Here is a 13432-nt window from a genome sequence, read left to right as displayed (position 1 = left end):
CGGGTAATTGGCTCGCTGTCAACGCCTGCCGTTTAAGAAATATCATCTTGTACCAGGGCGATAAGCGTACAGGGCAGCTCAGGCGCAGCTTCTGCCTTGACGGCCACCAGTTTACCATCCTCGTGCCGGGCAAAAAGCGGAATCACGCCCCGATGTTTTTCCAGATACTCAAGCCAGCCGAAATTTTCATTCAGGCGCGTCGCTTTGATCGTCGCGCCATGGGCGATCAGACTGCTCAAATGGCTAAACGTCTGCTCCGGGGCAAACAGCGTCTCCTGACGACGGAAGCGTGGGTTTTCAGTAGCGCGTCGCCCGCGCAGCGCGTTTCCGGTACGAATAGCGGCCACGTTTTTCTGACCGAAAATATGGCTGAAGTGGTACACCGCCAGCGCGTTTTGATGGCGGTTAGGCGATAGCGCCAGCACCTGCGCCGTTTCGTTGAGATCGAGAAAGTTTTCCGCGTGTTCCGACCATGCGTAGCCGTAATAGGCGGGAATCCCCTCCATCCGCGCCTGGCGATAATACTCCCAACTGTTATCGGTAAGCTGCACCGGAATATCGAGCTTTTGCAGCGCCGCCGCCAGCGTACGGGCAAAGGTGTTGGCGCCGACAATCAGCACGCCGCGCGGCTTGCGCTGCTGCACCCGCAGCCAGCGCGCCAGCGGTCGGCTGGTGAGGCTCTGTAACACCACGGTGCCGATAATCACCGCGAACACCACGGTCACCAACCGATCGGCGCCCTGATAGCCGCTGCGCGCCAGCGTCAGAGCGAACAGAGAACTTACCGCCGCCGCCACGATGCCGCGCGGCGCAATCCAGCTCAGCAGCAGGCGATCGCGCCAGTGCAGCGTCGAACCGGCAGTCGAAAGGACGATACAGAGCGGACGCGCGATAAACTGAACCACCAGCAGCACGCCCACCAGCGGCCAGCCCATGCCGATCAGCGCATTCACGTCCAGACGCGCGGCCAGGATGATAAACAGCCCGGAGATCAGCAGCGCGGAAAGCTCCTCTTTAAAGGCGATAATTTCAGTCAGCTCCACATCGCGCATGTTCGCCAGCCAGATGCCCATCACGGTCACGGTAAGCAGACCCGACTCATCGGCCAGGTAGTTGGAGAAGCCAAAGGCGGTGAGCATGATCGCCAGCACGGCGAAGTTTTGCAGATAGCCCGGCAGCCAGACGCGCCGCAACGCTATACCCAGCAGCCAGCCAAACAGCGCCCCCAGCACTAAACCCACCACCAGGGTAAGTCCGAAAGTCCAGAACAGATGCGTTAAGGATTCAGCTTCCTGACGCAGCACAATAAACTCGAACACCAGCAGGGTAAAAATCGCGCCTACCGGATCGATGATGATCCCTTCCCAGCGCAGCACCTGATTAATGGCGGCTTTGGGACGCACCACGCGCATCAGCGGCGCGATCACTGTCGGCCCGGTGACTACGGTTACCGCCCCGACCAGCGCCGCCAGCTCTGGCGGAAAGCGGAGCAGCGTCCAGCAGGCCAGGCTGATCACCAGAAAAGTCACCAGCATGCCGACGGTGACCAAATTACGCACCACGCCGCCGAGTCCGCGGATCTCCTCAAAGCGCAGCGTGAGCGCGCCTTCAAACAGGATAATCGCGACGGAAAGGGAAACCAGCGGAAACAACAGCTCGCCGAACAGCGCATCAGGTTGTAAAACATGGGTAAGCGGACCCAGTATTATGCCGAAAATTAGCAGCGGTAAAATGGCAGGCAGCCGCAATAACCAGGCGACCCACTGGGCCGCAAGGGAACTGAATCCAATGATGACCAACAGCAGCGGGGGCGTTAACTCCATAAAATTTTTTCCTTTACATAGCAAGAATGGTCATACTGAAACGCGAAGCGGCTTATGGGCCGCAGCCTGAATGATAACGATTTCCGGGCAATATGCGGGGAGATTCTCCCCAGGCTGCTCTCAGTGACGCAGCGGGATAGCCTAATCATAGTCGCAACCTGTTGTAGGAAACGAAAAGTGTAAGGCCGCAGGCAGGTAAGATGGCGCCCGGAAGGAATTAGGGTTTTTAAATCAACAAGAGTGTTGCCATGAAAAATATCAATCCGACACAAACCGCAGCCTGGAAAGCGCTGCAGCAGCATTTTGAACAGATGAAGGCGGTGCAGATCGCTGACCTGTTTGCCCAGGATGCCGATCGTTTTGCGAAATTCTCTGCCACCTTTGATGATCAGATGCTGGTGGATTTCTCAAAAAACCGTATTACGCAGGAAACCCTCGATAAGCTCCAGGCGCTGGCGCAAGAGACCGATCTGGCCGGTGCGATTAAATCGATGTTCTCCGGTGAGAAAATCAACCGCACTGAGGATCGCGCCGTCCTGCACGTCGCGCTGCGCAACCGCAGCAACACGCCGATTCTGGTGGATGGCAAAGATGTGATGCCGGAAGTCAACGCGGTGCTGGATAAGATGAAAGGCTTCTCCGAGCGCATCATCAGCGGCGAGTGGAAAGGCTATACCGGTAAAGCGATCACCGATGTGGTCAACATCGGCATCGGCGGCTCCGATCTCGGCCCCTTTATGGTGACCGAAGCGCTGCGCCCCTACAAAAATCATCTGACGATGCATTTCGTTTCCAACGTTGACGGCACGCATATCGCCGAGACGCTGAAACAGGTGAACCCGGAAACCACCCTGTTCCTGGTCGCCTCGAAAACCTTCACCACTCAGGAAACCATGACCAACGCCCACAGCGCGCGCGACTGGTTCCTGAACGCGGCGGGCGATCAGCAGCATGTGGCGAAGCACTTCGCTGCCCTCTCCACCAACGCCAAAGCGGTGGGTGAATTTGGCATCGATACCAATAACATGTTTGAATTCTGGGACTGGGTTGGTGGCCGCTACTCGCTCTGGTCGGCAATCGGTCTCTCGATTATTCTTTCCATCGGCTTTGACAACTTCACCCAGCTGCTGAGCGGCGCGCATGCGATGGATAACCATTTCGCCACTACCCCGCCGGAGCAGAACCTGCCGGTGCTGCTGGCGCTGATTGGCATCTGGTACAACAACTTCTTCGGCGCTGAAACCGAAGCGATCCTGCCCTACGATCAATATATGCACCGCTTTGCCGCCTACTTCCAGCAGGGCAACATGGAGTCGAACGGCAAATATGTCGATCGCGAAGGCAACCCAGTGGATTACCAGACCGGCCCGATCATCTGGGGTGAGCCGGGCACCAATGGTCAGCATGCGTTTTACCAGCTTATCCATCAGGGCACCAAGCTGATTCCATGTGACTTTATCGCCCCGGCGATGACTCATAACGCTCTGGCGGATCACCATCAGAAGCTGCTTTCCAACTTCTTCGCACAGACCGAAGCGCTGGCATTTGGTAAATCACGCGAGACGGTAGAGAAAGAGTTCGCCGATGCGGGGAAAACAGCCGACGCCGTCGCGCACATCGTGCCGTTCAAGGTGTTCGAGGGTAACCGTCCGACCAACTCCATCCTGTTGCGTGAAATCACGCCGTTCAGCCTGGGCGCGCTGATTGCGCTCTACGAGCATAAAATCTTTACTCAGGGAGCCATCCTGAACATTTACACCTTCGATCAGTGGGGTGTGGAATTGGGTAAACAGCTGGCGAACCGTATTTTGCCGGAGTTGGAAAATGATAGCGAAATCAGCAGCCATGACGCTTCCACCAATGGCTTAATTAATCGCTATAAAAGCTGGCGATAATTGCACTGACATTGAGTTAAGGCGGCGTCATCGCCGCCTTTTTATTTGCTTGCTCGTTTTACATCTTAATCCGCATCATAACCAAGGTTAGGGGCCAGCCAGCGCTCCACCTCGCTTACCGGCATTCCTTTACGCGCCGCATAATCTTCTACCTGATCGCGCTGTATCTGCGCCACGGCAAAATATTTGCTATCCGGGTGGCTGAAGTACCAGCCAGAAACCGACGCCCCTGGCCACATGGCGAAAGATTCCGTCAGCTTCATACCGGTAACTGACTCAACGTCCAGCAGCTTCCAGATTGCCGCCTTCTCGGTATGCTCCGGGCAGGCCGGATAACCTGGCGCCGGACGTATTCCCTGATAATTTTCGCGAATCAGCTCTTCGTTGCTCAGGTTTTCATGCGCCGCAAAGCCCCAGATAACCTTACGAACCCGCTCGTGCAGATATTCTGCAAAGGCTTCCGCCAGGCGATCAGCTATCGCTTTCACCATGATCTTGTTGTAATCATCGTGCTGCCTGTCGTACGCCTCCGCCAGCGCATCCTCTTCCAGCCCACCGGTCACGGCGAACGCCCCGAGATAGTCCGCTTTGCCGCTCGACTTCGGCGCGACGAAATCGGCCAGACAGTAGTTCGCAAAGCCGGTTTTTTCCGTCTGCTGACGTAAGTGATGGCTCACGCACAACACCCGATCGCGCCGCTCATCACTGTAGATCTCAATATCATCGCCCACACGGTTGGCGGGGAAAATCCCTACCACGCCGCGCGGCTTCAGCGTGCCCTGTGCGCTGAGCATATCCAGCATCGCATTGGCGTCGGCAAACAGGCGTTGCGCCTCTTCGCCCACCACCTCATCCTGCAAAATGCGCGGATATTTGCCCGCCAGCGACCAGGTCATAAAGAAAGGCGTCCAGTCAATGTAGTTGCGCAGCGTTTCAATGCTGGCCTCCACGGCGCTGACGCCCTGACGGTGCGCCGCTGGCGGCGTGTAGCTTTCCCAGTCAAACGCCAGATCGTTTTCCCGCGCCGCCTGCAAGGTGACCGGCGGGGTACGCGGCTTTTTACGCGCGTGCTGAATACGTACCGTTTCATACTCTTTGCGCGTGCGCGCCACGAAATCTTCTTTCTGCGTGGCCGACAGCAGCGACGACACCACGCCCACGGTACGCGACGCGTTCTGTACATAGACCGTCGGACCGCTGTAGTTCTGCTCGATTTTTACCGCCGTATGCGCTTTCGAAGTGGTCGCCCCGCCAATCAGCAGCGGGAGGGTAAAGCCCTGGCGCTCCATCTCTTTCGCCACGTTCACCATCTCATCCAGCGACGGCGTAATCAGGCCGGAAAGACCGATAATATCGGCATTCACTTCACGCGCGGTTTTCAGGATCTTCTCGCCCGGCACCATCACGCCGAGGTCGATAATTTCATAGTTGTTACATTGCAGCACCACGCCAACGATGTTTTTGCCGATGTCGTGTACGTCGCCCTTCACCGTCGCCAGCACGATTTTGCCGTTGCTGCGCCCCGCCTCTTTGCTCGCCTCAATGAAAGGCTCAAGATAAGCCACCGCCTGCTTCATTACGCGCGCCGATTTTACCACCTGCGGCAGGAACATTTTTCCCTCGCCGAACAGATCGCCGACCACGTTCATGCCCGCCATCAACGGCCCTTCAATCACCTCGATGGGACGGGCCGCGAGCTGGCGCGCCTCTTCCGTATCCTGTTCAATAAACTCGGTGATCCCTTTTACCAGCGCATATTCCAGCCGCTTCACCACTTCCCAGCTGCGCCACTCCGCCTGCTGCTTATCCTCCGCGCCATCGCCTTTGCTGCCACGGTATTTTTCCGCCAGCGCCAGCAGGCGTTCCGTGCCGTCATCACGGCGGTTAAGGATGACATCTTCCACCGCATCACGCAGCTCGGCGGGCAGATCGTCATAAATCGCCAGCTGACCGGCGTTGACGATCCCCATATCCATGCCGTTGCGGATGGCATAATAGAGGAATACGGCGTGAATCGCTTCGCGCACCGGATCGTTGCCACGGAAGGAGAACGACACGTTCGAGACGCCGCCGGAGATCATCGCGTGCGGCAGCTCGCGCTTGATATCTTCGCAGGCGCCGATAAAGTCCATCGCGTAGTTATTGTGTTCGTCGATGCCGGTTGCGACGGCAAAAATATTCGGATCGAAAATGATATCTTCTGGCGGGAAGCCAACCTGTTCGGTGAGAATCTTATAGGCGCGACGGCAGATGGCGATTTTACGCTCACGCGTGTCCGCCTGCCCTATCTCATCGAACGCCATCACCACCATGGCGGCGCCGTAGCGACGCACCTGGCGCGCATGATGAATAAAGGCTTCTTCACCCTCTTTCATCGAGATCGAGTTAACGATTCCCTTGCCTTGAATACATTGCAGCCCTTTTTCAATGACCTCCCATTTGGAGGAGTCGATCATGATCGGCACGCGGGCAATATCCGGCTCGCCAGCAATCAGATTAAGGAAACGCACCATCGCCGCTTCGGCGTCGAGCATCCCCTCATCCATATTGATGTCGATAATCTGCGCGCCGCTTTCCACCTGCTGACGCGCCACATCCAATGCTTCGTTATATTTCTCTTCTTTGATCAGACGCTTAAATTTGGCCGAGCCGGTGACGTTGGTGCGTTCGCCCACGTTGACGAACAGCGAGTCTGCGCCGATGTTCAGCGGCTCCAGACCAGAGAGGCGACAGGCAACCGGCAGCTCAGGCAGCGCGCGCGGTTTCACATCCGCGACCACATCCGCGATCGCCGCAATGTGCGCGGGCGTGGTGCCGCAGCAGCCGCCGACAATATTCAGGAATCCCGCTCTGGCCCATTCGCCAATCTGCTGCGCCATCACGTCGGCGTCGAGATCGTATTCGCCAAAGGCGTTCGGCAAACCAGCGTTCGGATGCGCGGTAACGTAGCATTCGGCGATGCGCGACAGTTCCGCCACATACTGGCGCAGCTCGTCCGGCCCCAGCGCGCAGTTAAGACCAAACGACAGCGGCTGCGCATGGCGCAGCGAATTGTAGAAGGCTTCGGTGGTTTGACCGGAGAGTGTGCGGCCAGAGGCGTCGGTAATGGTGCCGGAAATCATCAGAGGCAGCTCGACGCCCAGCGCTTCCATTTCATTCTGCACGGCATAGATCGCCGCTTTGGCGTTCAGGGTATCGAACACCGTTTCAATCATGATGAGATCGGCGCCGCCTTCTATCAGCGCGCGCGTTGATTCACGATAGGCCACGACCAGCTGATTAAAGGTGACGTTACGGAAGGCGGGATCGTTGACGTCTGGCGAGATGGAGCAGGTGCGGTTGGTTGGCCCTAATACCCCGGCGACATAGCGCGGACGCTCCGGCGTTTTCGCGCTCCACTCATCGGCGCAGGCGCGCGCCAGTTTCGCCGCGGCGTAGTTGATCTCCGCCGACAGCGATTCCATCTGGTAATCCGCCATGGCGATAGTGGTGGAGTTGAAGGTATTGGTTTCCAGAATATCGGCGCCGGCAGCAAGATAAGCGTGATGGATCTCGCTGATTACTTCCGGTTTGCTCAGTACCAGCAGGTCATTATTGCCTTTCAGGTCGCAGGGCCAGTCGGCAAAACGGCTGCCGCGAAAATCGTGCTCGTCCAGCCGGTAACTCTGGATCATGGTGCCCATGCCGCCATCCAGCACCATAATGCGTTGCGCGAGCTGCTGATGCAGCGCTTTAGTTCTGTTACTCACTCTTGCCTCATCCACGTCAATCGCCTGGCTGAAATGCCGGCCAGACATACTGGCACAACTTCCAGGCGGGTAAAAGCAACCTTACCTGCGGCTTTATTAATCGAGGGTAGGATTCATATGGCGCAGATCGAACGGCGTGATCTGATACACGTAATAGTTCAGCCAGTTGGAGAACAGTAAATTGCCGTGGCTGCGCCAGGTGGCGCGCGGCGGCAGTTCCGGGTTGTCCTGCGGGAAGTAGTTATAAGGTATTTCCGGCTGCAGACCCGCCTCATAATCGCGGTGATATTCACCTGAGAGCGTGAGCGCATCATACTCCGGGTGGCCGGTGACAAAGGCCAGACGTTTGTCTTTACTTGCCATTAAATAAGCGCCGGTTTGCTCCGACTCGGCGAACAGCTCGAGATCGGTGTAATCGCGGATCAGCTGCGACGGAAAATCGGCGTAGCGCGAGTGTGGCGCAAGGAAATTGTCATCAAAGCCGCGCGTCAGCAGCGAATGAGGATGCAGTATCTGATGCTCATATACGCCGGAGAGCTTGCTTTCCCGCGTCTGCTTAGGGATGCCGTAGAGAATGTTCAGCGCCGCCTGCACCGCCCAGCAGACAAACAGCGTGGAGGTGACGTGCTCTTTTGCCCAGTGCAGCACGCGCTGGATCTGCGGCCAGTAAGCGACGTCATTGAAATCCACCAGCCCCAGCGGCGCGCCGGTGACGATCAGGCCGTCGTAGTTGTCGTGCTGGATATCCTCAAAGTTACAGTAAAAGTTATTGAGGTGCTCCATCGGCGTGTTGCGGGATTCGCGGCTGTCGATGCGCAGCAGCTGGATATCGATTTGCAGCGGTGAGTTGGAAAGCAGACGCAGGAACTGGTTTTCCGTCTCAATCTTCTTTGGCATCAGATTGAGCACCAGCACCTTCAACGGACGGATCTCCTGAACACTGGCGCGCGACGAGGTCATCACAAAGACATTTTCGTTACGCAAAAAATTCACTGCCGGTAATTCGTCGGGAACCCTGATTGGCATAGCCTGCTTACCTCTTTACAACCGTATAAACGTTTAGACATCCAGATGCCCAACCTTAGCCTGGTGCTCCGGCGATGTCGAGTCTTCATGCAGAAAATGAAAATGTTTCAGCTTAAATCGGCAAACATCTCGACAAAGGGCAGAATCACCGACGCCTCACGACTGGCATGTCGCCACAGCAGCCAGGTGCGGCTCTTCAACGCCTCGCCCGCCACCTGCAACGGCATGCTCCACAGACGATCCGACAAAGGTTGATAGCTGGAGACAATGGCGTAACCCAGTCCCCGCTCCACCATCGCCAGACAGACCTCCAGTTTGTCGACCTGCATCGCCACGCGCGGCGCCAGCTGGTAGTTGGCGTTCCACCAGCGCTCGATCTGATGGGTAATATGCCCGCCGTGATTGATGCGTATTTGCGGTAGCTGGGGCAGCAGGCGCAGGTCAATGGGATGCAGGCTTACCAGCCAGTAATCGTCGATGTCCACCAGCCGCTTGCCGTCGCGCCAGTGGTAATCATCCTTCACCAGCGCAGCATGGATCTCGTCGCGCTGTAGCTTCTGATGCATCTCCTCACTCAGCCCGCTGACCAGGTTAACGCGAATGCCGCTGTGCTGCTCGCTGAAACGCGCCAGAATCTCCGGCAGCCGGTAAGCCGCATAGTTGCTGGTAACGCCCAACCGCAGCTCGCCCTGACGCGGCTGGTTCAGGCTGCGCAGCGTCTCGCGCAGCTGCTGCGATTCATGCAGCATTTTCTGCGCATGCTGCGCCAGATAGCGCCCCTGCGCGCTGAAGCTCAGGCTGCGCCCGCTTTCTGCAAACAGCGCGATGCCAAGCTTGCGCTCGATTTGCTTTAGTCGATAGCTGAGTGCAGGCTGCGAGGTAAAAAGCTGCTCCGCCGCCCGCGTAATGTTCTGGTACTGCCAGACGGTATGAATAATCAACCAGTCTTTCTCGTTCATAAACTACCCGCCTTATTCATCTGCATCCATAAAATAATTTTTGCCTGCGCGGCGCAAGTCATAAAAACACTGAATTGGGCTTTTTAGCGAAAGCGGTATATATCTGGACAATCAATTATTTTTCAATGTATTACTCGCACCACCCTGGTGAAAGGAGCCTTGCTGACGCACCATGAACGAGCAAAAAGATAAAATTATTTATGCGGTCGATCAGATTGCGGAAGAGATGAGCCAGCTGGCGCTGACAATTCATGCCCGGCCTGAACTTAGCTTCAATGAACATGACTCCGCCGCCGCGCTGATTGCGCCGCTGCGTGAGGCCGGATTCAGCATTACACATTCGCTGGCCGGGCTGGATACCGCGTTTCGCGCCACCTTTGACAGCGGTAAGCCGGGTCCACGTATCGCGTTTCTGGCGGAATATGATGCATTGCCGGAGTTGGGCCATGCCTGCGGACATAACCTGATCGGCACCGCGTCCGTCACCGCGGCGCTGGCGCTGGCGCAGAACCCCGGCTCCTTCAGCGGCATTATTGAGGTGATTGGCACCCCGGCTGAAGAAGAAGGCGGTGGTAAAATCATCATGGCTGACAGCGGCGTGTTTGCCGATGTGGACGCGGTAATGATGTTCCATCCGCGCGAGAAAAATATGATGACGCGTGGCGCGTTAGCCTGCGTGGATGCGGTGTTTAAATTTTATGGTAAAGCCGCGCATGCCGCGTCGGCGCCTCATCTGGGTATCAGCGCGCTGGACGCGGTAATTCAGACTTTTGTAGGCATTAATGCGCTACGCCAGTTCTTTACCGACGATGTGCGTGTGCACGGGATCATTACCAACGGCGGCAGTGCCACTAATATCGTTCCTGCCTTTGCCGAAGCGAAATTTCTACTGCGTGCCGCAACGGTAGGCGGCTTACAGGTAGTGCGGCAAAAGGTGTTCGCCGCCGCCGAGGCTGCCGCGACCATGAGCGGCGCCCGGTTGACTATCGAAGAAGGATTGACCTACGCGGAGCGCAACAATAACCTGGCGCTGGCGGCGCTATTTCAGGGCAATATCGAGCAGCTCGGCCTGACGGTGGAAGCAGCGCCGGAGCGCGGCGGCGTCGGATCTTCTGATATTGGTAATGTCAGCCAGATCACCGCCGCCATCCATCCTTATCTGCGTATTGGCGATGCGATCCCTCATACCCCGGAATTTGCCGATGCGGCTGGCTCCCTTACCGGCACGCAAACCATGCTGAACGCGGCAAAAGCGCTGGCGATGACCGCGGCAGATTTGCAAAACCCATCCCATTTACAGGCCGTCCGCGATGAGTTCAACGCCTGGAAAGCCCACCATTATTCTACCGGAGAGAAGTGATGAAAAAATCGTTAACCCTGTTAGCCATGATGACCCTGACGCTCAGCGCTCAGGCTCTCGCCGCGGGAGAAACGCTGCGCGTGGGCGCGGATTTAACCTACCCGCCTTTCCAGTATCGCGACCAGAACGGCACGCCCACCGGCTTTGAAATTGATATCACCAACGCCGTTTGTCAGGCAGTGCAGATGAAGTGTGAATATGTGGTCAGCAGTTTCGACGCGGAAATCCCGTCGCTGATGGCGAAGAAAGTTGATTTTATCTCTCCGCTGGGCGCGACCGCTAAGCGCCGCAAAGCGATCGATTTCAGCGATTTTATCTATCATATTCCTACCAAGCTGGTGGCACGCAAGGGCAGCAACCTGATGCCTGATGTGGCATCGCTGCAGGGCAAACATATTGCGGTACAGCAAGGCTCTATTCAGGAGATGTACGCCAACAAATATTGGGCACCGAAAGGGGTCGATATTGTGATGTATCCCGATCAGGATGTGATCTACCAGGATCTGGCGGCAGGTCGTCTGGATGGCGCGCTCAGTCCGGGCGTGGCGGTGACTTTTGGTTTCCTGAATAAGCCAGAGGGCAAAGATTTTGCCCTGACCGGCCCGGAAGTGCGTGACGATCTGCTGTTCAGCATCGGCTCGGCTTATGGCGTGCGCAAAGGTGATGAGAAAACGCAGAAGCTGCTGAATGCGGGTCTGGCAAAAATTATGGCGGACGGCACCTGGGAAAAAGTGAAGCAGCACTATTTTGGCAATCTGGAGATGAAGGTGACGCGCACGGAGTCGGCCAATGCTGCCGAGTGAGTTGCAAGGGGTGATGTGGCGGCTGCTGGAACAGTTTCAGTATCTGCATCGCCTGTCAGGCTCGCCGGATGCCGAGCGCAGCGTGGATATTCTGTGTAACACGCTGACGGCATATCAGATCCCGGTAAAGCGGGAGCGCTGTACGCTTTACCTGAGCGATCCGCTCGCCGCTTCAGTAACGCTGATGGACGATCCTGAATGGCATATCGCGGCTAAAACGCGATCCTTCTCCGCACACTGCCCGCAGGGTGTGGAGGCGGAGCTGGTCTATGACGCCCGCTCGCTGGCTTCTGTCGCGGAAAAGGAGTTTGCCGACTGGGCGGTAACGGTGCGCGGAAAAATCGTCGTCGCCGATCAGGGATATGAAGATTATGTTCAGCGCCTGATGCGCGCCGGCGCGCTGGGACTGATCCATATCTGGGGATCGGCTGAACAGGCGCTGCATGAGGAGACTGTCGGTCCTATCTGGGGTACGCCGGTGCCGGACGATCGGCTGCGCTATCCAACTTTACCCGTTGCGGCCATCAATCAGCAGCAGGGTAAAATGTTGTTACAGCAGTTGCAGCAGGCAACGCATATTGCGCGTCTGGCGACCGACGTGCGTGAGCATGTGGCGACCTGCTCGCTGCCGGTGGTAGAGATTGCCGGTGAATCTGAGGAGTTCGTTTTGCTCTCTTCGCATTATGACTCCTGGCATGAAGGCGTGACCGATAACGCGACGGGTAATGCCCTTTGCCTCGCCATGGCCATCTGTTATTCGCAGCAAAAGCGGCCAATGAAGCGCGGCCTGCGCATCGCCTGGTGGCCAGGGCATTCAAACGCCCGCTACGGTGGTTCCACCTGGTATGCCGATCATTATCGTGCTGAGTTGATAAAGCACTGCTTGGCGCATATCAATGTCGACTCGCCGGGGTGCCTTGAGGGTTCACAGATTGTGATTAATGCCAGCGGTGCGGAATCGATCGCCTTCCTCAATCACGCCTTGCTCAGCGAGACAGGTAAACCAGCCAGCCGTATCACTCCGCTGGGTAAAGGTGGCGATCAGTCGTTTTGGGGGGTGGATATCCCCCTGCACTTTGCCTTGCGTGAAGAGCCGGAAGTGCGTACCTCGCTCTCTCCCGGCAGTGGCGGCGGCTGGTGGTGGCATACTGAGGAAGATACGCTGGATAAGGTGGATGCGGCAAATTTGTGGCGTGACGCCAATATTCATCGCCATTGGCTGGACGCATTGCTGTTTGAGACTGATTTACCGCTTGATGCCGCCCACTATCTGTCTGCGATGCGCGATGCGCTGGCACAATTGCAGGGCGAGCTGGATCCGGCATTCGATTTACAGACGATCATGCAGAAGCTGGTCGCGCTGGAGCAGGCGCTGCCGCAAGAGGAAATCGCAACTGAACGTCTGAAACAAACCGTTGGGCTGCTTCACCGGGTACGCTATCGGGCCGGCGACGATTTTCATCCCGATCTAAGCTATCACGGCGGCGCTTTTCCGGGTTTGCAGTTGTTGCGCGGGCATTATCATGAGCAGAGCGATGATCTTTCCTGGCTGATGCTGGAGACGCAGTTTTGTCGCCAGTGCGATCGGGCGCTGGAGTTGCTGGAAAGCTGCTTGCTGCTGTTACAGGAAGGGATGCCGCTTTAATAAGCGGCTGCAAAAACGGCATCTGATTTTGCAGATACGAAAAAGCCCCGTACGTCAGTACGGGGCTTCGTCGCAATTTGATGCCTGGCAGTTCCCTACTCTCGCATGGGGAGACCCCACACTACCATCGGCGCTACGGCGTTTCACTTCTGAGTTCGGCATGGGGTCAGGT

Annotated in this window: 8 protein-coding genes and 1 rRNA gene; 4 read left to right on the top strand and 5 right to left on the bottom strand. The window is 56.9% G+C overall.

What is annotated here, in order from left to right; genetic code table 11:
* Positions 1 to 32: 32 nt before the first annotated feature.
* Positions 33 to 1823 carry a cation:proton antiporter gene (locus ABU178_RS02320; protein WP_397211603.1) on the bottom strand — a complete coding sequence of 597 codons (1791 nt, stop codon included), beginning with the start codon at positions 1821 to 1823 and terminating at the stop codon, positions 33 to 35.
* Positions 1824 to 2071: 248 nt separating this feature from the next.
* On the opposite strand from ABU178_RS02320, the gene pgi reads away from it, so the two are divergent.
* On the top strand, positions 2072 to 3718 hold the full coding sequence (gene pgi / locus ABU178_RS02315) for a glucose-6-phosphate isomerase (RefSeq protein WP_397211601.1): 1647 nt from the start codon (positions 2072 to 2074) through the stop codon (positions 3716 to 3718).
* Positions 3719 to 3783: 65 nt separating this feature from the next.
* Here the strand turns inward: pgi and metH are convergent, their stop codons facing one another.
* From metH to ABU178_RS02300, 3 genes are all read right to left on the bottom strand, one after another.
* Positions 3784 to 7467, bottom strand: a complete 3684-nt coding sequence (metH, locus tag ABU178_RS02310; RefSeq protein WP_397211599.1) for a methionine synthase — start codon at positions 7465 to 7467, stop codon at positions 3784 to 3786.
* Between the two features lie 96 nt (positions 7468 to 7563).
* Positions 7564 to 8493, bottom strand: a complete 930-nt coding sequence (metA, locus tag ABU178_RS02305) for a homoserine O-acetyltransferase MetA (protein WP_397211597.1) — start codon at positions 8491 to 8493, stop codon at positions 7564 to 7566.
* Positions 8494 to 8600: 107 nt separating this feature from the next.
* Positions 8601 to 9452, bottom strand: coding sequence for a LysR family transcriptional regulator (locus ABU178_RS02300; protein WP_397211595.1), 852 nt, complete (start codon positions 9450 to 9452; stop codon positions 8601 to 8603).
* 172 nt (positions 9453 to 9624) lie between these two features.
* On the opposite strand from ABU178_RS02300, the gene ABU178_RS02295 reads away from it, so the two are divergent.
* From ABU178_RS02295 to ABU178_RS02285, 3 genes are read left to right on the top strand one after another with little or no spacing between them, the layout of a single operon-like run.
* Positions 9625 to 10812 (top strand): M20 family metallopeptidase, encoded by a 1188-nt coding sequence (locus ABU178_RS02295; RefSeq protein WP_397211593.1) that lies wholly within the window; start codon positions 9625 to 9627, stop codon positions 10810 to 10812.
* Positions 10812 to 11615, top strand: a complete 804-nt coding sequence (locus ABU178_RS02290; protein WP_397211591.1) for a transporter substrate-binding domain-containing protein — start codon at positions 10812 to 10814, stop codon at positions 11613 to 11615. The genes ABU178_RS02295 and ABU178_RS02290 overlap by 1 nt, the downstream gene beginning before the upstream one ends.
* Positions 11602 to 13260 (top strand): M28 family peptidase, encoded by a 1659-nt coding sequence (locus ABU178_RS02285; RefSeq protein WP_397211589.1) that lies wholly within the window; start codon positions 11602 to 11604, stop codon positions 13258 to 13260. Before ABU178_RS02290 ends, ABU178_RS02285 begins: the two co-directional genes overlap by 14 nt.
* Positions 13261 to 13342: 82 nt before the next feature.
* Here the strand turns inward: ABU178_RS02285 and rrf are convergent.
* Positions 13343 to 13432 (bottom strand): 5S ribosomal RNA (rrf, locus tag ABU178_RS02280); the annotation flags it as partial.

This window comes from Pantoea osteomyelitidis (assembly GCF_044342975.1).
Lineage (GTDB): Bacteria > Pseudomonadota > Gammaproteobacteria > Enterobacterales > Enterobacteriaceae > Pantoea > Pantoea osteomyelitidis.
Note: the sequence above shows the minus strand (reverse complement) of the source record. Positions and strands in the feature narration are given on the sequence as shown.

Excerpts from the sequence above, each read along its gene's own strand:
- metA (WP_397211597.1), bottom strand. The coding sequence starts at position 8,493 with ATGCCAATCAGGGTTCCCGACGAATTACCGGCAGTGAATTTTTTGCGT.
- ABU178_RS02300 (WP_397211595.1), bottom strand. The coding sequence starts at position 9,452 with ATGAACGAGAAAGACTGGTTGATTATTCATACCGTCTGGCAGTACCAG.
- ABU178_RS02285 (WP_397211589.1), top strand. The coding sequence starts at position 11,602 with ATGCTGCCGAGTGAGTTGCAAGGGGTGATGTGGCGGCTGCTGGAACAG.
- ABU178_RS02320 (WP_397211603.1), bottom strand. The coding sequence starts at position 1,823 with ATGGAGTTAACGCCCCCGCTGCTGTTGGTCATCATTGGATTCAGTTCC.
- ABU178_RS02295 (WP_397211593.1), top strand. The coding sequence starts at position 9,625 with ATGAACGAGCAAAAAGATAAAATTATTTATGCGGTCGATCAGATTGCG.
- pgi (WP_397211601.1), top strand. The coding sequence starts at position 2,072 with ATGAAAAATATCAATCCGACACAAACCGCAGCCTGGAAAGCGCTGCAG.
- ABU178_RS02290 (WP_397211591.1), top strand. The coding sequence starts at position 10,812 with ATGAAAAAATCGTTAACCCTGTTAGCCATGATGACCCTGACGCTCAGC.